Annotated in this window: 17 protein-coding genes and 1 riboswitch; of the genes, 5 read left to right on the plus strand and 12 right to left on the minus strand. The window is 72.1% G+C overall.

The features are described 5' to 3' along the window. Positions 1–80: 80 nt before the first annotated feature. The 4 genes from AX018_RS00590 to AX018_RS00605 are packed head-to-tail and all read right to left on the minus strand — an operon-like array spanning position 81 to position 4,714. Positions 81–812 (minus strand): ABC transporter ATP-binding protein, encoded by a 732-nt coding sequence (locus tag AX018_RS00590; RefSeq protein WP_111875318.1) that lies wholly within the window; start codon positions 810–812, stop codon positions 81–83. Then, positions 809–1,582 (minus strand): ABC transporter ATP-binding protein, encoded by a 774-nt coding sequence (locus AX018_RS00595; RefSeq protein WP_111875319.1) that lies wholly within the window; start codon positions 1,580–1,582, stop codon positions 809–811. The genes AX018_RS00590 and AX018_RS00595 overlap by 4 nt, the downstream gene beginning before the upstream one ends. Then, the gene (locus AX018_RS00600) at positions 1,579–3,471 is read right to left on the minus strand and encodes an ABC transporter permease (RefSeq protein WP_111875320.1); all 1,893 of its coding nucleotides are present in this window, start codon (positions 3,469–3,471) and stop codon (positions 1,579–1,581) included. Before AX018_RS00600 ends, AX018_RS00595 begins: the two co-directional genes overlap by 4 nt. Positions 3,472–3,514: 43 nt before the next feature. Then, positions 3,515–4,714 (minus strand): ABC transporter substrate-binding protein, encoded by a 1,200-nt coding sequence (locus tag AX018_RS00605; RefSeq protein WP_111875321.1) that lies wholly within the window; start codon positions 4,712–4,714, stop codon positions 3,515–3,517. A 204-nt stretch (positions 4,715–4,918) separates the two neighbouring features. Here AX018_RS00605 and AX018_RS00610 point away from each other — a divergent pair, with 204 nt between their 5' ends. Then, on the plus strand, positions 4,919–5,692 hold the full coding sequence (locus AX018_RS00610) for a ferredoxin--NADP reductase (RefSeq protein WP_111875322.1): 774 nt from the start codon (positions 4,919–4,921) through the stop codon (positions 5,690–5,692). 229 nt (positions 5,693–5,921) lie between these two features. Here AX018_RS00610 and AX018_RS25870 read toward each other — a convergent pair whose 3' ends face one another. Beyond that, positions 5,922–6,686 carry an outer membrane lipoprotein gene (locus AX018_RS25870; protein ID WP_111875323.1) on the minus strand — a complete coding sequence of 255 codons (765 nt, stop codon included), beginning with the start codon at positions 6,684–6,686 and terminating at the stop codon, positions 5,922–5,924. A gap of 202 nt (positions 6,687–6,888) precedes the next feature. Continuing rightward, positions 6,889–7,803, minus strand: coding sequence for a YihY/virulence factor BrkB family protein (locus tag AX018_RS00620; protein WP_111875324.1), 915 nt, complete (start codon positions 7,801–7,803; stop codon positions 6,889–6,891). A 275-nt stretch (positions 7,804–8,078) separates the two neighbouring features. Between AX018_RS00620 and AX018_RS00625 the strand changes: the two genes are divergently transcribed. Continuing rightward, entirely contained in the window at positions 8,079–9,581 is a 1,503-nt protein-coding gene (locus AX018_RS00625; protein WP_111875325.1) for a diguanylate cyclase domain-containing protein, read from the plus strand. Positions 9,582–9,717: 136 nt separating this feature from the next. Here AX018_RS00625 and metH read toward each other — a convergent pair whose 3' ends face one another. The 5 genes from metH to AX018_RS00650 all read right to left on the minus strand — a co-directional run bounded on the left by metH (position 9,718) and on the right by AX018_RS00650 (position 16,962). Beyond that, on the minus strand, positions 9,718–12,456 hold the full coding sequence (gene metH / locus AX018_RS00630) for a methionine synthase (protein ID WP_111875326.1): 2,739 nt from the start codon (positions 12,454–12,456) through the stop codon (positions 9,718–9,720). A 31-nt stretch (positions 12,457–12,487) separates the two neighbouring features. Continuing rightward, a riboswitch (S-adenosyl-L-homocysteine riboswitch) is annotated at positions 12,488–12,566 on the minus strand. 64 nt (positions 12,567–12,630) lie between these two features. Continuing rightward, positions 12,631–13,341 (minus strand): hypothetical protein, encoded by a 711-nt coding sequence (locus AX018_RS00635; protein ID WP_245951384.1) that lies wholly within the window; start codon positions 13,339–13,341, stop codon positions 12,631–12,633. 239 nt (positions 13,342–13,580) lie between these two features. Continuing rightward, positions 13,581–13,940: a gamma-glutamylcyclotransferase family protein gene (locus AX018_RS00640; protein ID WP_111875327.1), complete on the minus strand. Its 360-nt coding sequence runs from the start codon at positions 13,938–13,940 to the stop codon at positions 13,581–13,583. Then, positions 13,937–14,659, minus strand: coding sequence for a M24 family metallopeptidase (locus AX018_RS00645; RefSeq protein ID WP_111875328.1), 723 nt, complete (start codon positions 14,657–14,659; stop codon positions 13,937–13,939). Before AX018_RS00645 ends, AX018_RS00640 begins: the two co-directional genes overlap by 4 nt. Before the next feature lie 86 nt (positions 14,660–14,745). Further along, positions 14,746–16,962 (minus strand): rhodanese-like domain-containing protein, encoded by a 2,217-nt coding sequence (locus AX018_RS00650; protein WP_111875329.1) that lies wholly within the window; start codon positions 16,960–16,962, stop codon positions 14,746–14,748. A 191-nt stretch (positions 16,963–17,153) separates the two neighbouring features. On the opposite strand from AX018_RS00650, the gene AX018_RS00655 reads away from it, so the two are divergent. Continuing rightward, entirely contained in the window at positions 17,154–18,170 is a 1,017-nt protein-coding gene (locus tag AX018_RS00655) for a tripartite tricarboxylate transporter substrate binding protein (RefSeq protein WP_111875330.1), read from the plus strand. Between the two features lie 38 nt (positions 18,171–18,208). On the opposite strand, the gene AX018_RS00660 is transcribed toward AX018_RS00655, so the two are convergent. Continuing rightward, the gene (locus AX018_RS00660) at positions 18,209–19,117 is read right to left on the minus strand and encodes a LysR family transcriptional regulator (RefSeq protein ID WP_111875331.1); all 909 of its coding nucleotides are present in this window, start codon (positions 19,115–19,117) and stop codon (positions 18,209–18,211) included. A gap of 111 nt (positions 19,118–19,228) precedes the next feature. On the opposite strand from AX018_RS00660, the gene AX018_RS00665 reads away from it, so the two are divergent. Continuing rightward, entirely contained in the window at positions 19,229–19,666 is a 438-nt protein-coding gene (locus AX018_RS00665; protein WP_111875332.1) for a DoxX family protein, read from the plus strand. Positions 19,667–19,697: 31 nt separating this feature from the next. Beyond that, a complete protein-coding gene (locus AX018_RS00670) occupies positions 19,698–20,519 on the plus strand; it encodes a DODA-type extradiol aromatic ring-opening family dioxygenase (RefSeq protein ID WP_111875333.1) in 822 nt (273 codons plus the stop codon). The last annotated feature ends 11 nt before the right edge of the window (positions 20,520–20,530 follow it).

The raw sequence follows: 20,530 nt of genomic DNA on the forward strand, positions 1-20,530 counted from the left end.
TTTTGCGGAATGGCGAGCGACCCTGCGAAGCGCCATCGCGCGCAACGAAGGCACAGCCCCTGCGAGATCGTGAGCCCGTTCTAAAGGCCCAGGAACGCCGCGCGCAGCTCCGGTGCCGCCGCGAGCCGCGCCATCGGCATGTGGCCCCGCACCTCGCCCCGCTCCAGCAGGTAGGCCCGGTCGGCCACCGCCTCGGCGAACGCGAGGTTCTGCTCCGACAGCAGGATGCCCACGCCCTGGGCCTTGAGGCGCAGGATGGCGTCCGCCATCTGTTCCACGATGACCGGCGCCACGCCCTCGGAGGGCTCGTCCAGCAGCACCACGAGCGGCTGGCCCATGAGCGTGCGCGCCACGGCCAGCATCTGCTGCTCGCCGCCGCTCATGCGCCCGCCCGGGCGCCGGGGCATCTCGCCCAGGTTGGGGAACAGCGCGAACAGCGCCTCGGGCGTCCACACGGGCGCGGGCGTGCCGTCGGGCCAGCGGCGCGGCGGCTGGCGGCCCACGCCGAGGTTTTCCAGCACCGTGAGGTCGGTGAAGATGCGCCGCTCCTCGGGCACGTAGCCCAGGCCGGCGCGCGCGATGCGGTGCGGCGCGAGGCGCGAGACGTCGCGGCCCAGGAAGCGCACCGTGCCCTCGCGCCGCGCGACCAGCCCCGCGATGACCTTGAGCGTGGTGGACTTGCCCGCGCCGTTGCGCCCCATGAGCGCCACGACCTCGCCGCGCCCCACCTCCAGCGCCACATCCGCCAGGATCTGCGCGCCGCCGTACCAGGCGCGCAGCCCTTCCACCTGCAGCAGCGGCGGCGCGGTCATGGCGCGGCCTCCGCGCGGGCCGGCGCCAGCCGGCCGCTGCCCAGGTAGGCGGCCTGCACGCGCGGGTCGGCCTGGATCGCGGCGGGCGGGCCCTCGGCCAGCAGGCGGCCGCGCACCAGCACCAGCACGCGGTCGGCATGGCGGAACACCACGTCCATGCTGTGCTCGGTGAACAGCACGCCCATGCGGCGCTCGGTGGCGAGTTCGCGCGCCAGGGCCATCAGCGACAGGCGCTCGGCCGGCGCCATGCCGGCCGTGGGCTCGTCCATGAGCAGCAGGCGCGGGCCGTGGGCCAGGGCCATGGCCAGCTCCACGCGCTTGACGTCGCCGTAGGCCAGCTCGCGGCAGGGCCGGTGGGCCTGCGCGCGCAGGCCCAGGCGCTCCAGCAGGGCCAGCGCGTCCTGCGGCCGGTGGTCCGTGGCCCGGCGCCAGAAGCGGAACACGCGCCCGTCGGCCGCGAGCAGCGCCATCTGCACGTTCTGCAGCACGGTGAGCGAGGCGAAGGTCTCGGCGATCTGGAAGGTGCGCCCCACGCCCAGGCGCCAGATGGCGCGCGGCGGCAGGCCGGCGATGTCGCGGCCCGCGAGGCGCACCGTGCCGGCATCGGGCGCGAGCTGCCCGCCCACCATGTTGAAGGTGGTGGACTTGCCCGCGCCGTTGGGGCCGATGAGGGCCAGCATCTCGCCCGGCGCCAGCGCGAAGCCGATGCCGTCCACCGCCCGCACGCCGCCGAAGGACCGGGCCAGGCCATGCACCTCCAGCAGGCTCATGGCACGCCTCCGCCGCGCCGCCCGCGCCAGGACAGCGCGCCCGCGAGGCCCCGGGGAAACAGCAGCACCAGCAGCAGCAGGGTGCCGCCCAGCACGGCGCGCCAGTAGTCGGTCTGGCGCGCGAACGTGTCGTGCAGGCCGGTGAACACGGCCGCGCCCGCGAGCGGCCCGGCCAGCGACTGCACGCCGCCGAGCAGCACCATCACCAACCCGTCCACCGACTTGCCCACCGACAGCAGCTCGGGCGCGGCGCCGCCCTTGGAGAGCGCGTGCAGCGCGCCGGCCAGCCCGGCCGCCATGCCCATGGCCACGAACGCCGCCCAGCGCAGCCGCCGCACGTCGATGCCGATGGCCTCGGCCCGGGGCGCCGAGTCGCGCGCGGCGCGCAGCGCCATGCCGAAGGGCGCGTGCAGCAGGCGGCGCAGCCCCCACACGCCGCCCGCCACGCAGGCCAGCGTGAGCAGGTAGAACGCCGCCCCCTCGGCCAGCCAGCCCGTGGGCCAGGCGCCGGTGATGCCGTTGCTGCCGCCCGTGACGGCGTCCCACTGGAAGGCGATCGCCCAGGTGATCTGCGCCAGCGCCAGCGTGAGCATCGCCAGGTACACGCCCGACAGCCGCACGCAGAGCCAGCCATAGGCCACCGCGAACAGCCCCGCCGCCACGGGCGCGAGCGCCAGCGCGGCCGCCGCGGGCAGCCCCGCCGCGCGCACCAGCAGCGCCACCGCGTAGGCGCCGATCCCGAAATACGCCGCGTGCCCGAACGAATGCAGGCCGGCGGGGCCCAGGAGCACGTGCAGGCTCGCGGCGAAGAGCGCGGCCACCAGCACGTCCTGCGCGAGCACCGTGGCATAGGGCCACGCGCCCGACGCCAGCGGCAGCAGGGCCAGGGCCGCGACGCCGGCGGCCCAGCCCGCGCGCGCCACGGCGCCGGCGGGGCGCGGCGGCGCCTCGGCATCGGCCCCGGCCGGCGCGCGCTGCGGCGCCAGCGGCCGGCCGAGCAGTCCCCAGGGCCGCCAGGCCAGCACGGCCGCCATCACGAGGAATTCGGCCACCAGCGTGAGCTGGGAGAACGACACCGCCACGCCCGCGATCTCCACCACGCCGAGCCAGATGCACACCGCCTTGAGCTGCGCGATCAGCAGCGCCGCCACGAAAGCGCCGGGCAGCGACCCCATGCCGCCCACCACCACCACGACGAAGGCCGCGCCGAGGGTGTTCAGGTCCAGGTCCAGGCTGGCCGGCTCGCGCGGCAATTGCAACGCGCCGCCCAGGCCCGCGAGCAGCGCGCCCAGCGCGAACACCGCCGTGAACAGCCACGCCGGGTCCACGCCCAGCGCGCCCACCATCTCGCGGTCCTGCGTGGCCGCGCGCACCAGCGTGCCCCAGCGCGTGCGGTGCAGCAGCGCCCACAGCAGCGCCAGCACCGCCGGGCCCACGGCGATCAGGAACAGGTCGTAGGCCGGAAAGCGCCGCCCGAGGATGTCCACCGCGCCCTCCAGCCCCGGCGCGCGCGGGCCCAGCAGCTCCTCCGGCCCGAAGGCCCAGAGCACGGCGTCCTTGATGACCAGCACCAGCGCGAAGGTGGCGAGCAGTTGCAGCAGCTCGGGCGCGCGGTAGATGCGGCGCAGCAGCGCCACCTCCGCCAGCGCGCCCAGCAGCCCCACGGCCAGCGGCGCGAGCAGCAGCGCGGGCCAGAAGCCGATCGCGCCGCCCAGGCGCTCCACCAGCGCCCAGGCCGCGTAGAGCCCCAGCATGTAGAACGAGCCGTGCGCGAAATTGACGATGCGCGTCACGCCGAAGATCAGCGACAGCCCCGCCGCCACGAGGAACAGCGTGGAAGCGCCCGCCAGCCCGTTCAGGAGCTGGACCGCGAGGCCGGAAACATCCATGCGGCGCGCCTGGGCAGGAAGACCGTGCCGTGCCGGGGCCGCGTCAGTCCACGGCCTTGCGCAGCGCCTTCACCTCGGCGTCGGTGGGCTGGAACTTCGCGCCGTCCTGGTAGCGGAAATCCGCCATCACGCCCTGGCCGCCCTGCTTCTTCGTGCGGCCCACGAAGGCGCCCATGGTGGACTGGTGGTCCTGCGCGCGGTAGGTGATGGGCCCGAAGGGCGTGGCCACTTCGAGGCCCCGGAAGGCGGCGATGAGCTTCTCGGTGTCGGCCGAACCGCCCGCCCGGCGCAGGCCGGCCGCGATCGACTGGATGGCGCTGTAGCCCACGATGGAGCCGGCGCGCGGGTGGTCCTTGAAGCGCGCCTGGTAGGCATCGAGGAATGCCTTGTGCTCCGGCGTGGCGATGGCGTACCAGGGGTAGCCGGTGACGATCCAGCCCTCGGGCGCCTCGCCCTTGAGCGGGTCGAGGTATTCGGGCTCGCCCGAGAGCAGGCTCACCACCTCGCGGCCCTGGAACAGCCCGCGCGTGTGGCCTTCGCGCACGAACTTCGCGAGGTCGGCCGCGAACAGCACGTTGAAGATCGCGTCCGGCTTCGCGTCGGCCAGGGCCTGCGCCACGCTGCCGGCGTCCACCTTGCCCAGGGGCGCGGCCTGCTCGGCGACGAACTCCACGCCGGGCTGCGCGGCGGCCAGCAGCCGCTTGAACGTCGCCACGGCCGACTGGCCGTATTCGTAGTTGGGGTAGACGATGGCCCAGCGCTTCTTCTTCAGCGCCGCCGCCTCGGGCACCAGCATGGCCACCTGCATATAGGTGGAGGGGCGCAGGCGGAAGGTGTAGCGGTTGCCCTGCTCCCACACGATCTTGTCGGTGAGCGGCTCGGCCGCGAGGAAGAACACCTTGCGCTGGCGCGCGAAGTCGGTCAGCGCCAGCCCCACGTGCGAGAGGAAGCTGCCCATGAGCACGTCCGCCTTCTCGCGCGCCAGCAGCTCCTCGGCCGCGCGCACCGCGTCGCCGGGGTTGCCGTTGTCGTCGCGCGTGACCAGCTCCAGCCTGCGCCCGCCGATGCCGCCGGCCGCGTTGACCTGCGCCACCGCCAGCTCCATGCCCTTGCGGTAGGGCTCCAGGAAGGCCGGCTGGGCCTTGTAGCTGTTGATCTCGCCGATCTTGATCGTGCCCTGCGCATGGGCCGCGGCGGCGGCGAATCCGAGGGCGGCGAGGAGGAGGCGGGCGGGCCGGAGCATGGGCAATCCTGATTTCCGAATGACGTTCTGCGGGCCTGAAATGTACCTGCCACGGCGGTTTGGCCGACAATGCGGGGGTTTGCCCGCTTGGCAGGGGGCAGCCAGGGCGACCCGAAGGCGCGCCCGCACGAGCCACCGGCCCTGCCCTTGAAGGCCACGCGCCGCTTTCCCGCTTTCTTTTCCTCACTGTCCTGCCATCCATCCATGAGCGCATTCAACGAAGAGCGAGTCCTCTCCGTCCACCACTGGACCGACCGCCTGTTCTCCTTCACCACCACCCGCGACACCTCGCTGCGGTTCTCCAACGGCCACTTCACCATGATCGGCCTCAAGGTGAACGACAAGCCCCTGCTGCGCGCCTACAGCATCGCCAGCGCCAACTACGAGGAGCACCTGGAGTTCCTCTCCATCAAGGTGCCCGACGGCCCGCTCACCTCGCGCCTGCAGAACATCCAGGTGGGCGACAGCATCGTCGTGGGCCGCAAGCCCACCGGCACGCTGCTCATCGACTACCTGCTGCCGGCCAAGCGCCTGTACCTGATCTCCACCGGCACGGGCCTGGCGCCCTTCCTCTCGGTGATCCGCGACCCCGAGACCTACGAGAAATTCGAGGAAGTGGTGCTGGTGCACGGCGTGCGCCAGGTGAGCGAGCTGGCCTACCACGACTTCATCACCCAGGAGCTGCCGAAGCACGAGTTCCTGGGCGAGATCGTGGCCAAGCAGCTCAAGTACTACCCCACCGTCACGCGCGAGCCCTTCCGCAACCAGGGCCGCATCAACGACCTGATCGAGAACGGCAAGCTCTTCACCGATCTGGGCGTGCCGCCGCTCGACCCGCTGGTGGACCGCGTGATGCTCTGCGGCAGCCCCGAGATGCTGGCCTCGCTCAAGACCATCCTGGAAAAGCGCGATTTCGAGGAGGGCAACACCACCAAGCCCGGCGACTTCGTGATCGAGCGCGCCTTCGTCGAGAAGTGACGCCCCCGGGGCGGCGCCGGGAGGGCGTTCCGGCCGCCGCCGCAGCCCTTTTCGGGCACGGGTTCAGAGTCTTTCAACCGCCATGTCGGCGAGAAATCTACGTCTTCAGCTATTTATTTAATAGCATGACCATCACCCCGGCCTCAACGAAAACGGGCGGCCAGAGGCCGCCCGTCGGGGTGGGAGGATGCACGCAGGCGGCCGGATCGCCGCCCGTGCATGGCGCCCGTCAATAGCCGTTGTCGGCCACGCGCATCGACTGCGGCCCCTGGGTGGAATAGCCACCGCCGTAGCCGCCGCCATAGTTGCCGCTCTCCACACGGAAGCCGCGGCCTTCCACGCGCACCGGCGTGCCCTCGGCCACCGGCTGCGAACGCGTGAACGTGCGCACCGAGCCATCGTCCATCCGCACGCGGATCTGGTAGGCGGTGGTGGTGCGGGTGCGCTGCTCCACCGTGTGGCCCAGGTAGCCGCCGCCCACGGCGCCCAGCACCGTGGCCGCCGTGCGGCCCGAACCCTTGCCCACCTGGTTGCCCACCACGGCCCCCAGCACGCCACCGGCCACGGCGCCCACGCCCGTGGCGGGAGCGGCCTGCTGGACGGTCTGCACGGATTCGACGCGGCCGCAGGTCGCGCACACCGGCGCCGCGGCGCGCTGCATGGCCACCGGCTGGCCCTGCCCCTGCGGGGCCGGATAGCCGGACTGCGCGGCATAGCCGCCGGACGGCGCCGCGGCGGGAGCGCGCTGCGCGATGTTCTGCACGGGGACGGGGGCCTGCGGGCGGGCGGCGTCAGGCGCCGGCGCGGCGGCCAGCGGCTGCGCCGTGGCGGGGTCCGCCGCGGCGGTTGCGGGGGCCCGGTTCTGGACCACCAGCGTGGCGCCCAGGGCCAGCACACTGACGCCCAGTGCGCCGATCGCGGCCCAGAGCCACTTGGCCGAGCCACCGGCCACGGCCGGGTTCGACAACGGATTGGAGCGGACGACGAGACTCATGGTGTTTCCCTTCTGGGGTGTTATGCCTGCAGAGTACACGCAGGCCCGATTCACATAACGCGCGGTTCTGTAAACGGCGTAAGAAGCTGTAGAACCGCCGGATGCCGTCCGACACGGGCGGTGCGCGATGCCCCACAAATGGGCCGGATCGGGCCTTTTTCCGGGCCTCCGGGGCCTGAATCGCCCCCCTCCGCCATCGCTTTCAGCTCCGCACGGGCCGGTGCAAATTCTCGGCACGCACCTCCTGCAGCGCCCGCGCGCAGCTGGCCGAGAACAGCAGCACGGCCGACGAGAAATAGATCCACATCAGCAGCACCACGAGCGATCCGGCTGCGCCGTAGGCCGACACGACGGCGGCCGTGGCCAGATACAGCGCCAGCAGCTGCTTGCCCACGGTGAACAGGATGGCGCCCACCACGGCCCCGAAGGCCAGGCACACCATCGGCGGCTTCGGCCCGCCGCCGATGCGCATCAGCCCCATGAACAGCAGCACCGCGATGCCGAAGGCCACCAGCTCGTTGACCACCTGCAGGATCGGCCCCGACGCCGTGGGCAGGCGCGCGCTGGCCCAGGTGGCCACGACGTGGATCGCCGTGGAGACCACCAGCGAGACGAGCAGCAGGAACCCGATGGCCAGCACGTAGGCCAGCCCCCGCAGCCGCAGCGACGCCATGCGCCACCAGGCCTTGTCCTCCGGCGCGGGCGGGTGGCCGGCGGTCCAGAGCCGCTCCAGCGCCGACTGCAGCTCCACGAACACCCCCGTGGCGCCCGAGAGCAGCAGCACGAAGCCCGCGATCGAGGCCAGCCGCCCCTCCGAGGGCTCGCGCGCGCTGGCGAGCGCCAGCCGCACCACCTCCGCGCCGCGCTCGCCCATCACCGCCTGCACCTGGGCGATGAGGTTGGTCTCCAGGTAGGACTTGTCGATCCACCACCCCATCACGCCCACCAGCAGCAACAGCAGGGGCGCAAGGCTCAGCATGCCGTAGAACGACATCGCCGCGCTCATGCGCAGGCCGTCGGCGTCGAGCCAGAGATGGACGGCGCGCACCAGCGGCATGACGGGCCGCGCTGCGCGCCGGGCGCGGTCGATCCAGGGCGTGGGGAGGGGGGAGGGCATCGGTGGATTTCACCCCAGCGGCACAGGTTCCGGTGTCAGCGCCTTTCGCCAATCGACCCTGCGGGCGGCGGCGCGGGGCGGCCGCCCCGCCCCCTCCGGGCCCGGGCCATCCCGGCGTTCATGGACCGCTTCCTCACGCGCCGACAGACAAGCCGGCCGAAGTAGAGCATCATGGCCCTTGCCCGGCGCCGGGCCGGGGGCCTGCGGGCCCGCCACGTACAAGAAAACCCCAGGCCTCCCCCGAAAACGCCTGGGCAATGAGCAGAGGGTGTCACATGAAGAGGGACTTTCTTCCATCCGCGTCCACGAGCCGGTTCCTGATGCTGCTGGTGCTGGCCCTGACGGCCGTGCAGCTGGTGGCCTTCGTCTTCCTGCACTACGCCAACCGGCAGATCGCGCTCGAGAGCGTGGACGCCGCGCTGGATGCGGGGGCCCTGACCTTCGAATACACCGGCACCACCCGGCGGGAATACCGGCAGGCCACCTCCGAGCTGATCGCCAAGGATTACGGCCTGCAGAACACCATCTTCAACGAAACCAACCGCGCCACGATCGAATCCGCCCTCTTCAACCAGCTGGCGAGATCGGGCGCGGAGCTGATCGTGCTGACCGACCTGAGCAACCGGGTCCTGGCCCGTTCGTCGGCCACCGGCCTGCTGAGCGAGCGGGATGCCGACCTCGACGCGGAACTGGAGAGGCTGGTGGCCGGCGTCAAGGGCAACGGCCGGAACATGCGGCCACTGGCGGTGACGGATCACACGCAGCTGCTGCACAGCTGGGTCAAGGTCACGGTGCGGGCACCGGTTCCCGTGGCCCATATCTACCTGGCCTACCGGCTCACGAACGCGGGCGTCGAGCAGTTCACCAAGATGACGCAGCTGCAGATGGCATTCGTTTCCCGCAGCCGGCACCACACGCAAAGCAAGTACACCATCCACGCGACCACGCTTCCGCCATCCATCCTGGCGGAAGACATCCAGCACCACGAGATGTCGCGCGACACGTTCTCCGTGGTGGACGACGATGGGTCCCGCTACCGGGTCAAGGTGATCGCCATGGACGAAGGACCGGGATACACGGTGAATGCCGTGGTGGCCAAGCCCTTCGCGCCGGTGTTTTCCCCGTTCCTGAAGCTGGAGGCGCTGTTCGCGCTCAGCATCACGTTCAGCTCCTGCATTTCCATACTGGCCGTCAAGATGGTCGCCAACCGCGTGGTGACGCCGCTGGAGGACGTGGCCCAGAAAGACCCCCTGACCGGGCTGGCCAACCGGCGGACCTTCGAAGCGCGGCTCCTCGCCGCGGAGCGGGAGCAGAAGAAGCTATCCACCGGCTTCGCGGTGATGCTGATGGACCTGAACAAGTTCAAGTTCGTCAACGACACCTACGGGCACGACTCCGGAGACATCGTCCTCAAGGAAATATCCCAGCGGATGAGAAAGCTCATCCGGTCCTCCGACACGCTGGCCCGGCTCGGCGGCGACGAATTCGCGATCCTGGTGCGCACCAACGACGTGGACACCCTGGCCGACATCGCCACCTCCATCGGCGAGGTCGTCAAGATCCCCATCCAGATCCGCCCGGACCTGTCCGTGGAGGTCGGCGCCAGCATCGGCATCGCGCTCTCCCCGGCCCACTCGCAGCAGGGCACCGAGGTGTTGCACCACGCGGACATGGCCATGTACTCGGCCAAGAAGCGCGGGGGAGGGTTCGAGGTCGCGGAGCTGCCGGATGCCGGAACAGGCAGAGAGTCTTCGACATCCGCCGGGGCGAGGTCTTAGCGTCGGCCCGCAAGGGTGCGCCCTTGCGCACCCTCACGGCAGAGAATCAGTTGCGCAGCGCACACAGTGAACGCTCGACCCGGCCAGCACCCGCCCATCCAGGGGCATCCCCCGATGCTCAGGGTGCCGCCTTGCTTCACAGATTCGGCGCCAGCAGCCGCCGCAGTTCCCCCTCGTCCATCCCGCGCCGTGCGGCCATGTCGGCGAGCTGGTCCTCGCCGATCTTGCCCACGTTGAAGTACACGCTGTCGGGGTGGCCGATGTAGAAGCCGCTCACGCTGGCGGCGGGGGTCATGGCGAGGCTTTCGGTGAGGCCCATGCCGATCTCGCCGGCCTGCAGCACGCGGAAGAGGTCGCCCTTGGGGCTGTGGTCGGGGCAGGCGGGGTAGCCGGGCGCGGGGCGGATGCCCTGGTATTGCTCGGCGATGAGCTGGTCGTTGCCCAGGCGCTCCTGCGGTGCGTAGCCCCAGAGGTCGGTGCGCACGCGCAGGTGCAGGCATTCGGCGAAGGCCTCGGCCAGGCGGTCGGCCAGGGCCTTGAGCATGATGGCGGAGTAGTCGTCCAGCGCGTCGATGAAGGCCTGCTCCTTCTTCTCCACGCCCAGGCCGGCCGTGACGGCGAAGAGGCCCGCGTAGTCGGCGATGCCGCTGTCCCTGGGCGCGACGAAGTCGGCCAGGCACCGGCTGGGGCGCATCACGCCGTCGATGGCCTGCTTCTCGGCCTGCTGGCGCAGGCCGTACCAGGTCATCGCGACCTGGGTGCGGGATTCGTCGGTGTAGAACGCGATGTCGTCGCCCACGCTGTTGGCGGGCAACAGGGCCATCACGCCGCTGGCCTGCAGCCAGCGGCCTTCGATGAGCCGCTTGAGCATGGCCTGCCCGTCCGCGAACACGCGCTGCGCCTGCTCGCCCACCACCTCGTCGGTGAGGATGGCGGGGTAGGGCCCGGCCAGGTCCCAGGTCTGGAAGAAGGGGCCCCAGTCGATGTACTTCGCCAGCTCGGCGAGATCGAAGTTCTTGAACACGCGGCGGCCCAGCGCGCGCGGCGCGGCGGGGCGCCAGGCCTCCCATGCGATGGGCGTGCGGTTGGCGCGGGCCTTCGCCAGCGGCCACAGCGGGGTCTGCTTCTTGTTGGCGTGCTGCTGGCGCACCTTCGCGTAATCGGCCTCGACCTCGGCGAGGTAGGTGGGCGCGGCCTCGCCCAGCAGGCTCTGGGCCACGCTCACGCTGCGCGAGGCGTCGGGCACGTAGACCACGGGGCCCTCGTAGTGCGGCGCGATCTTGACGGCGGTGTGCACGCGGCTGGTGGTGGCGCCGCCGATGAGCAGCGGGATCTTCTTGACGCGGAAGTAGTCGTCCTTCTGCATCTCGCCGGCCACGTACTGCATCTCTTCCAGGCTGGGCGTGATGAGGCCCGAGAGGCCGATGATGTCGGCGCCCTCGACCTTGGCCTTCGCGAGGATCTCGTGGCAGGGCACCATCACGCCCATGTTCACCACCTCGAAGTTGTTGCACTGCAGGACCACGGTGACGATGTTCTTGCCAATGTCGTGCACGTCGCCCTTGACGGTGGCGATGACGATCTTGCCCTTGCTGCGCACGTCGCGGCCGGCGAGTTCGTCCTGGCGCTTTTCCTCTTCGATGTAGGGAATGAGGTGCGCCACGGCGGATTTCATCACGCGCGCGCTCTTGACCACCTGCGGCAGGAACATCTTGCCCGCGCCGAACAGGTCGCCCACCACGTTCATGCCGTCCATGAGCGGCCCCTCGATCACGTGCAGGGGGCGGCCGCCGCGCGCGAGGATCTCGCGGTAGGCCTCCTCGGTGTCGTCCACGATGAAGTCGGTGATGCCGTGCACCAGCGCGTGCGACAGGCGCTCGCCCACGGTCTTCGGGTGCTCGGGCGTGCCGCGCCATTCGAGCTTTTTGCTCTCGTCCTTGGCGCCGCTCTTGGCGGTTTCGGCGATTTCCACGAGGCGCTCGCCGGCATCGGGGCGGCGGTTGAGCACCACGTCCTCCACGCGCTCGCGCAGGACGGGCTCCAGGTCGTCGTAGACGCCGACCATGCCGGCATTGACGATGCCCATGTCCATGCCGGCGGCGATGGCGTGGTAGAGGAACACGGTGTGGATGGCCTCGCGCACCGGGTCGTTGCCGCGGAAGCTGAACGACACGTTGGAGACGCCGCCCGAAACCTTCGCGCCCGGCAGGTGCTGCTTGATCCAGCGCACCGCCTCGATGAAATCGACGGCGTAGTTGTTGTGCTCCTCGATGCCCGTGGCCACCGCGAAGATGTTGGGGTCGAAGATGATGTCCTCGGGCGGAAAGCCGACCTCGTCCACGAGGATGCGGTAGGCGCGCTCGCAGATCTCGATCTTGCGCGCGTAGGTGTCGGCCTGGCCCACCTCGTCGAAGGCCATGACCACGGCGGCCGCGCCGTAGCGCTTGACGAGGCGCGCCTCGTGCTTGAACTTCTCCACCCCCTCCTTCATCGAGATGGAGTTGACGATGCCCTTGCCCTGGATGCAGCGCAGGCCCGCCTCGATCACCTCCCACTTGGAGGAGTCCACCATGATCGGCACGCGCGCGATGTCGGGCTCGGAGGCCACGAGCTGCAGGAAGCGCACCATGGCGGCCCGGCTGTCGAGCATGGCCTCGTCCATGTTGATGTCGATGACCTGCGCGCCGTTCTCCACCTGCTGGCGCGCCACGGCCAGGGCCTCTTCGTACTGGCCGTTGAGGATCATGCGGGCGAAGGCCTTGGAGCCCGTGACGTTGGTGCGCTCGCCGATGTTGACGAACAGCGTGCCCTCACCGATGGTGACGGGCTCCAGGCCCGAGAGCTTCATGGGGGGCGGAGAGAGGGGGGCGGACATCAGGCTCACCTGCGCAGGCGTGGGGGTCGGTTACAGGTGAGCGTCGTTCGGGATGGCGGCGGGCCGCTCCGAGCCTGACGGCGCGGGCCGCTGCAACGCTCCTCGGGGGGCGGGCGGATTTTAGAACGTGTTATGCACTTCGACGTGCCCGCGTCCCCCGCGCGGGCGCAGCGCTCAGCGCACGGGCAGGAACTGCAGGAACGAGCCGCCCATGATGCCCTGCACGTAGCTGATGGCGGCGCGGCGGTATTTCTCGGCCGCCACGGCGGACAGCAGGTCGAGGCGGCCGATGATCTTGCCGAACTCGCGCTCGAAGCTCAGGTTGCGCTCGCGCTCGCTGATCTCGTCGGCCAGCAGCAGCGGCCGGCCCGCGGCCGTGCGGCGCTGGGCCAGCACCCAGGCGGCGATCTCCACGTTGCGCGCGGCGTTGTAGAGGTATTGCGCGTCCAGGCTGTCGATCAGGAAGAACTCGGTCTTGCCGCCGTGGGCGGCGATGACCATGTCGGCGGTGGCATGGATGAAGGCGGCCACGCGGTCGCCCGCGAACTCGGGCGAGAGCGCGAACGCCAGGGCCGCGATGTCGCGCCGGCCCTGCAGGGCCGGCCAGGGCTGGCGGCGCTCGACGGCCTCGCGCACCTGCTCCAGCGCCTGCTCGCGCCCGGCGGCCGGGCCCTTGCGCCACTCGGCCGGGTTGCGGCGGTAGAGCTTGTCCATGAGGCGGTAGAGGCCGTCGAGGTTCTCGCGCATGGCGAGGGTGGCCATGCGATTCACGTCGGACTGGGCCAGCTCGCCGGTGGTGGCGGGCGCGGCCTTCGCCTCGCCGCGCGGGGTGGGCGCCGGCGCGGCGCAGCCGAGCAGCACGCCGGCGCAGAGCGCGCCGGCCATGGCCGGGCGCCACCGGAGGGGGCAGGAGTGCGGGGTCATGTGCGCCGCATTATCGGCAAGCGGGCCCACGGCCGGAAACCGCCAGAGCATCGTCGAAAAGCCCCTCTTCCAGGCCCGGCTCGCGGCCTGACGCCCACCTCATCGAAGAGTTGATGAATTACTACCAAAAATATAGCAACAAACATAGCATTGACGCCGACATGGGATGCCCCAGGCATCACACGGGGTGCAAAGCCGCGTCACGCGGCGTCCGCCCCGGCATCCACGTACACCCAGGCCCTGCGCCCGGACGCCAGCGGCAGCAGCACGCGGCGGTATTCGCTCACCTCGTAGCGATCGGCATGGGCCAGCTCCTGCGGGGTGACGGCGAAGACCATGCCTTCCACCCGGTCCTCGGCCGACGCGGGCCGGGCGATGGGGTGGTGGCCCTTGCCGCTGGTGGCCACCACCTGCGCATCGCGGATGGGCAAGGGCGCCACCCGCCAGCCGGGCAGCGCATCCGGCACGCCCTGCAGCAGGCGGCCGAAGGTGGCCCGCTGCACGCCCTCCTGCTGCAGCGTGCCGTAGGAAAAGAGCAGTTCGGACAGGGCGGCGGTCATGGCGCGAGGGCCGCCGAGGCCGCGGGCGCGGTCCCGGCGGCGGACGGATCGCCCACCAGCAGGTCTTCGTGGAAGGCGCCGAACGGGCGGGTGGGATGGGCGATCTGGATCTCCAGGATCCACAGGCCCGCCTGCGGGCAGTCGGCGAAGTCGCCCAGGTCGCCCGCGCGGTAGATGGCGTGCGGGAAATCGCACACCCGGTGGCCCTTGATGTCCAGGTTCAGCCGCCAGCCCATGGCCTCCGCGCGCTCCGCCGCGTAGGCATAGAGCGCCTGCCCGCCCACGCCGTGGCTGCGCCAGCGCCCGGCCACGTCGTGCCACAGGGTGCGCGCGGCATCGGCGCAGGCCCGCATCCCGGCATCGTCGCCCAGCACGTAGGTCGCGCCGGCATCGCCTTCGTGGCCGTCCCACACGGTGCCGATGTCGATGAAGAAGATGTCGCGCTCGCCCAGCACGCGGTCGAGGTCGATGCGCTCCTTGAAGGTCTTGAGCGTACCTTCGCCAAAGCGCACCAGCGTCTGGTGCCAGATGCGCTGCATGCCCATCTCCCGGAGGATGGCCGTGGCGCGGTCGCAGGCATCGCCCTCGCGCATGCCGGGGCGCACGGCGGAGGCGATGCGCTCCACGGCCGCCCAGGAGCGCTCGCGGGCATGCAGCATGGAAGCGAGGCGGTAGCGGGCTCCCACCGCCTCCTGGGCGTGGGGGGAAATCTGGGACATTCAAGATCCTCGGGCGGGCTGCAGGGATCGCTATTCTCTTTCATACATAACGGTCCACCCTCCCGCCGCCGCCCGGCCGGCCCCCGCTAATCGGCAGCGTGCAGCAGCCGGATGCCGGTGGCGCCCTCGCGCTCCAGCTGCGCCACGAGGCCCAGCTCCCAGTCCAGGTACTCGCGGAAGCCCGCGTCGCGCAGCGACGGGTCGCGGTGCGCGTAGGGGCTGAACCAGTGGTCGTCGTCGCCGGTCAGCACGCCCTCGCCGCCCTGCGCCACCGGCAAGCCGGCGGCGACCCAGGCGGCGGTGCCGCCCGCGATGGCGCGCACGTCGCGGCCGGTGCGCGCGGCCAGCTCGGCGGCCACGGCGCGCGCCAATACGCCGTCGGGCGAAGCGAGCAGCACGGCCTGCGGCGCGGGCACCCCGTTCACGAACTCGGGCAGCCGGTCCGGCACCGCGAAGCGCGCGCCGGCGATGTGCTCGCGCTCGAACGCGGCACGGCGGTCCACGTCGAAGACGACGGCCTCGCCGGCGTCCAGCAGCGCGCGGGCCTGCCCGGGCGACACCGTGGGCGCCGCAGGGTGCGAGGCCAGCACACGCACCGGCTCGGGGCCCGTGACCCACGCGGCCAGCGCGGGCGGGCGGTGCACCAACACCTCCCAGCCGCCCAGCTGCGCCAGCCATGCGCCGGTGGTGAGCGCGCGCACGCCGTCCCAGTCGGCCAGCACGATGCGCGCGCCGCGCGTGCCCGCGTATTCGTCCGTGGCCTGAACGAGCTGGCCGCCGGGCGCCCAGCGCCAGCCCTCCAGGTGGCCGGCCTCGTACTCCTCGCGGGTGCGCACGTCGAAGCGGTAGAGCGTGCGCTCGGCACCATCCGCCTCCAGCCGTGCCAGCGCGGCGGCGTCGATGCGCCGCACGCCCGCGCGCCGCGCCACGGCCTCGGCGCGCTCGCGCGCGGCTGGCAGCGTGGCGGGCGATGGCTCGGGCAGCGCGGCACCCCGGCCGTGGGCCAGCGCGCGGCCCGTGAGCAGCCAGTCCATGGTGCCGTTGCGCAGCGACACCACGCGGTTCGGGATGCCCGCGTCGATCAGCGTCTGCGCGCCCACGATGCTGCGCGTGCGGCCCGCGCAGTTCACCACCACCAGCGTCGCGGGGTCGGGCGCCACCTCGCCGATGCGGTAGACCAGCTCGGCGCCCGGCAGGCTGTGCGCGAAGGGCAGGCTGAAGGCGGCGAACTCCTCGGGCGTGCGGCTGTCCACCACCACCAGGTCGTCGCCGCGCTCCACGCGCTCGTACAACTCGTCGGCAGTGATCCAGGGCGTGTGCTTCTCGTGCTCGATCACCTCGCCGAACGCCTTGCCCGGCACGTTGGTGCCGCTGAAGACCTCGTGGCCCGCGGCCGCCCAGCCCTCGGTGCCGCCGGCCAGCACCGACACGTTGCGCCAGCCCAGCCGCGAGAGCCTGGCGGCGGCCTCATGCGCGAGCGTGCCGTCGCCGTCCACCAGCACGGTGCGCGTGCCGCGGCGCGGCACGAGCCGGTCGATGAGCAGCTCCAGCCGCCACGCCGGCGCGGAGACCGCGAACAGCAGGTGGCGGTGCGCGAACACGCCGGTCTCGCGCACGTCGAGCACGGCGATCTCGTCGCCGTCGGCCAGCGCGGCCTTCAGGGCCTGCGGCGTGATCAGCGCATGGCGGATGGATTTCGGCGGCCCGAAGGTGCGGTAGCTGCCGCCCCCGGGGCCCTCGAACGCCACGCGCCCGGGCAGGCGGTCCAGCCCCCGGCCGTAGAAGTGCAGGTGCAGGCCGGGTTCGTCGCCCACCAGCTCGATGGTGTGCACGTCGGCGGGCGAGAGCGCCACCGACACGCCGGGCACCACGTCCACCGTGCGCTCGGCGGCGAGGGCGTCGCGCGCCGGGTCGGCCGTCTTCCCGCGCCGGTAGAACACGTTGCGCTCGTTGCCCTGGATGCCGGCGATCAGCGCCCAGGTGGTGTGGTCGTGCGGCGGCTGGGCCTTGCCCGGCAGGCCGGCGGACACATAGAGCGCGTACTGGCCGCCGGGCTCCTCGCTCAGGCGGTACACCTGCGCGGGGTTGTCGAGCGACACGGGGAAGTGCTCCGGCGGAAACAGCTCGCGCCGCAGCCCCAGCGCCTCCAGCGCGGCGGCCACGCCGCGCAGTTGCTCAGGGGTGGCGCCCTCGGGGTCCGGCGCGAGGCGGCGGGCGGTGGCGATGAAGGCGGCGACGGCGGCGGCGCGGCGGCTGGCGACGTCGCTGCCGGAGAAGTCCAGGGAGAGGTGGGTCTGGGTCATGGCGGAAAGGCGCGGGCGCGGGAAATGGGAGAGCGGCCACCGTATGCCGCCCGCGCGGCGGCGCCAACGACCGAATGCGCCTATGGATATGCGCCGCGCCGGGGCCGACGATCGATATGCGGCTTCCTTCGTTCACGCCGCGCGCGGCCGTCCCTAGATTGGCATCCTCCTCCACGCCCGCCCCCACCGCCATGACCGCGAAACGGCGCCCGACGCGCACCCTGACCTTCTTCCTCCTGGCCCTGGCCGCGCTGGCGGCCACCACGCTGCACACCGCCGCGCTGCATGCCGCGCCGGACACCGAGGCCACCTTCCCCTCCCGGCCGGTGCGCATCGTCGTGCCGGTGGCCGCCGGCGGCAGCGCCGACAAGCTCACGCGCACGCTGGCCGACAAGCTCGCCGCGCGGTGGGGCCAGAGCGTGATCGTGGAGAACGTGGCCGGCGCGAGCGGCACCATCGGCGCAGGCCGCGTGGCCAAGGCCGCGCCCGACGGCCACACGCTGCTGCAGCAGGGCGAGGGCATCACGCTCAACGGCCTCCTGTTCCGTACCCTGCCCTACGACACGCAAAAGAGCTTCACCCCCATCATCAAGGCCGTGGTGAATCCGCAGATCCTGGTGGTGCATCCCGGCACCGGCATCCACAGTCTGGCCGACTACGTGGCCCGCGCCAGGGCCCGGCCCGAGAGCATCAGCCTGGGGCTGCCGGGCAACGGCGGCATCGCCCACGTGGCGCACGAAATCCTGTCGCAGGAGACGGGCGCCAGGGTCAACTACATCCCCTACCCCGGCGGCGGCCCGGCCACGGTCGACGTGCTCGCGGGCCACACCGACGCCACGCTCATCACCCTGGCCGCCGTCACCGACCACGTGCGCGCCGGCAAGCTGCGCGCCCTGGCCGTGACCACGGCCTACCGCTCCCCCGCCCTGCCCGACGTGCCCACGGTGGCCGAGGCCGGCGGCCCGCGCGGCTACGCGGTGGAGAGCTGGCAGGGCTACTTCGCCCCCGCCGGCACGCCCCCCGCCATCGTGCGCAAGATCAACCGCGACCTGCAGGCGGTGCTGCAGGCGCCCGACGTGCGCGCCCAGCTGGAGGCCCAGGGCTTCAAGGTGGCGGGCGGCACGCCGGAAGACCTCGCCCGGAGCCTGCGGGCCGAGCAGCCGCGCTACGCCAGGGCGATCGAGACCGCCGGCCTGGCGCTGCGCTGAGGCCCGCAGGCACGGCCGGCGGAATGCGCGGCCGCCGGCTACGGCGCACCGCGCGGCGGCCCCGCCCCACCCAGGCGCTCGGCCAGGAAATCGATGAAGCTGCGCAGCTTGGGCGGCATGTGCCGGCGGCTGGCATAGACGGCGAACAGCGTGCCCGCGAAATCGGCAGCGCCCGGCAGCTTCACCAGCCGGCCGCTCGCCAGATCGCCCTCGACCAGCCAGTCCGGCAGGAAGGCCGCGCCCATGCCGGCGATCACGGCGTGGTAGCTCAGCGTGGAGTCGCTCGACTTCATCACCGTGTCGATGGGCTGGCGCAGGCCGTCCTGCAGCATGCCCCGGAAGCGCTCGAACGGCACGTAGTTGGGCACGACCACCGGAATCGGCGGGGGCGCGCCGAGCGGCCCGCCGCCGGGCAAAGGCAGCGCCCCGGGGGCCGCGACCAGGTGGAACGCCACCGGGCACAGCGGGCGCGCGATCAGTTGGGGCGCGGGCTCGGCGGTCATTCGCAGCGCCACGTCGAAACCCTCCGAGACGATGTCCACCATGTGGTTGTCGAGGTGCAGGTCCAGCCGCACCTCGGGGAAGGCCCGGCGGTACGCCGCCAGGAGGCCGGCGAAGCGCGGCGTGGCGCACCAGACCGGGGCGCTGATGCGCAGCTCGCCGCGCGGCCGGTCCTGGCCCTGGCCCGCCATGGCCGCCGCCGCGTCCAGCAGCTCCAGCGCCTGCCGGCCCTGCGCGCAGAACGCCGTGCCGGCTTCCGTCAGGCTCATGCTGCGGCTGGTGCGGTGCAGCAGGCGGGCACCCAGCACGCGCTCCAGCCGCGCGATGTGCTTGCTCACCATGGGCGGCGCCATGCCGAGGCGGTCGGCGGCCGCGCTGAAGCTGCCGGCCTCGACGATCGCCAGGAAGACGCGCAGGCCGGTGAGTTCCAGTCCGGAGGGCTCCATGGTTTCCTCAAAAGGAATTAAATCCATCACTTTAACGCCATCGATTTCCCCAAAAGGAAACCTTAACCTTCCCTCCGTCGCCACCCGCCGTGGCCTTCCAGGAGCCCTGCCATGACCACCGCCCCGCATTCCCCCGCTTCCGCCGTGCCGGCGGGCACGCCGCTGCGCGCCGGCCTCTGGGTCGCCCAGTGCCTCGTCGCCTTCGTGTTCTGCGCCTCCGGCTTCATGAAGCTGACCACGCCCATCCCCGAGCTGAGCGCGATGATGCCCTGGACCGGGCAGCACCCGGCCGCCTTCGTGCGGGCGATCGGGCTGATCGATCTGGCCGGCGGCCTGGGCATCCTGCTGCCCGCGCTCACGCGCATCCTGCCCCGGCTGACGGTATGGGCGGCGCTGGGCTGCGTGGTGCTGCAGGTGTTCGCCATCGTCTTCCACCTGAGCCGCGGCGAGGCCATGGCGCTGCCGCTGAACTTCGTCCTGCTGCCGCTGTGCGCCTTCGTGCTGTGGGGCCGCGCCCGGCGGGCACCGATCCGCCCCCGCGGCGCCTGACGCCACCGCCCGGCACCTGCCCTCCATCGCCATGCCCCACCCATCCGCCCCCCTTCTGCCCACCTACTTCCTGTCGCACGGCGGCGGCCCCTGGCCCTACGTGCCGGAGATGCGCCGCGCCATGCAGGTGCTGGAGCAGTCGCTGCAGGACATCCCGCGCCAGATCGGCACCCGCCCCGAGGCCGTGCTGGTGGTCTCCGGCCACTGGGAGGACGAGGCCTTCGCCGTGATGGCCAGCCCCCGGCCTCCGATGGTGTACGACTACTACGGCTTTCCGCCCCACACCTACGAAGTGCGCTACCCGGCTCCGGGCGCGCCGGCCCTGGCCGGGCGCATCGCGGCGCTCATCGCGGCGGCCGGACTGCCGACCCGGCTCGACGCCGAACGCGGCTTCGACCACGGCACCTTCGCGCCCCTGCAGGTGATGTACCCGGCCGCCGACGTGCCCGTGATCCAGGTCTCGCTGCAGCGCGACCTCGACCCGGCGCAGCACCTGGCGCTCGGCCGCGCGCTGGCGCCGCTGCGCGGCGAGGGCGTGCTCATCGTCGGCAGCGGGCTGAGCTACCACAACCTGCGCCGCTTCGGCGAGGCCGGGCGCGCGCCCTCGGCGGCCTTCGACCAATGGCTGCAGGACACGCTGGTCCACGGCGATGCGGCCGGGCGGGCCGCGCGGCTCATGGCCTGGGACAGCGCGCCGGCGGCGCGGCTCGCCCATCCGCGCGAGGACCACCTGGTCCCGCTGATGGTCGCGGCCGGCGCCGCCGAGTCCGAGCCGGCCCGGTGCGTCTACCACGAGGAAGGCATCTTCGGCGGCGTGACGGCTTCGAGCTTCCGCTTCGGCCCGGGCCTGTGAACGGGCCCCGG

It is taken from the genome of Paracidovorax anthurii (assembly GCF_003269065.1).
In the GTDB taxonomy this organism is placed as follows: Bacteria; Pseudomonadota; Gammaproteobacteria; order Burkholderiales; family Burkholderiaceae_C; genus Paracidovorax; species Paracidovorax anthurii.

Coding starts and splice junctions, on each gene's coding strand:
- AX018_RS00605 (WP_111875321.1), bottom strand. CDS start 4,714: ATGCTCCGGCCCGCCCGCCTCCTCCTCGCCGCCCTCGGATTCGCCGCC.
- AX018_RS00645 (WP_111875328.1), bottom strand. CDS start 14,659: ATGTCCCAGATTTCCCCCCACGCCCAGGAGGCGGTGGGAGCCCGCTAC.
- AX018_RS00650 (WP_111875329.1), bottom strand. CDS start 16,962: ATGACCCAGACCCACCTCTCCCTGGACTTCTCCGGCAGCGACGTCGCC.
- AX018_RS00590 (WP_111875318.1), bottom strand. CDS start 812: ATGACCGCGCCGCCGCTGCTGCAGGTGGAAGGGCTGCGCGCCTGGTAC.
- AX018_RS00665 (WP_111875332.1), top strand. CDS start 19,229: ATGACCACCGCCCCGCATTCCCCCGCTTCCGCCGTGCCGGCGGGCACG.
- metH (WP_111875326.1), bottom strand. CDS start 12,456: ATGTCCGCCCCCCTCTCTCCGCCCCCCATGAAGCTCTCGGGCCTGGAG.
- AX018_RS25870 (WP_111875323.1), bottom strand. CDS start 6,686: ATGAGTCTCGTCGTCCGCTCCAATCCGTTGTCGAACCCGGCCGTGGCC.
- AX018_RS00660 (WP_111875331.1), bottom strand. CDS start 19,117: ATGGAGCCCTCCGGACTGGAACTCACCGGCCTGCGCGTCTTCCTGGCG.
- AX018_RS00670 (WP_111875333.1), top strand. CDS start 19,698: ATGCCCCACCCATCCGCCCCCCTTCTGCCCACCTACTTCCTGTCGCAC.
- AX018_RS00635 (WP_245951384.1), bottom strand. CDS start 13,341: ATGGCCGGCGCGCTCTGCGCCGGCGTGCTGCTCGGCTGCGCCGCGCCG.
- AX018_RS00600 (WP_111875320.1), bottom strand. CDS start 3,471: ATGGATGTTTCCGGCCTCGCGGTCCAGCTCCTGAACGGGCTGGCGGGC.
- AX018_RS00625 (WP_111875325.1), top strand. CDS start 8,079: ATGAAGAGGGACTTTCTTCCATCCGCGTCCACGAGCCGGTTCCTGATG.
- AX018_RS00655 (WP_111875330.1), top strand. CDS start 17,154: ATGACCGCGAAACGGCGCCCGACGCGCACCCTGACCTTCTTCCTCCTG.
- AX018_RS00620 (WP_111875324.1), bottom strand. CDS start 7,803: ATGCCCTCCCCCCTCCCCACGCCCTGGATCGACCGCGCCCGGCGCGCA.
- AX018_RS00595 (WP_111875319.1), bottom strand. CDS start 1,582: ATGAGCCTGCTGGAGGTGCATGGCCTGGCCCGGTCCTTCGGCGGCGTG.
- AX018_RS00640 (WP_111875327.1), bottom strand. CDS start 13,940: ATGACCGCCGCCCTGTCCGAACTGCTCTTTTCCTACGGCACGCTGCAG.
- AX018_RS00610 (WP_111875322.1), top strand. CDS start 4,919: ATGAGCGCATTCAACGAAGAGCGAGTCCTCTCCGTCCACCACTGGACC.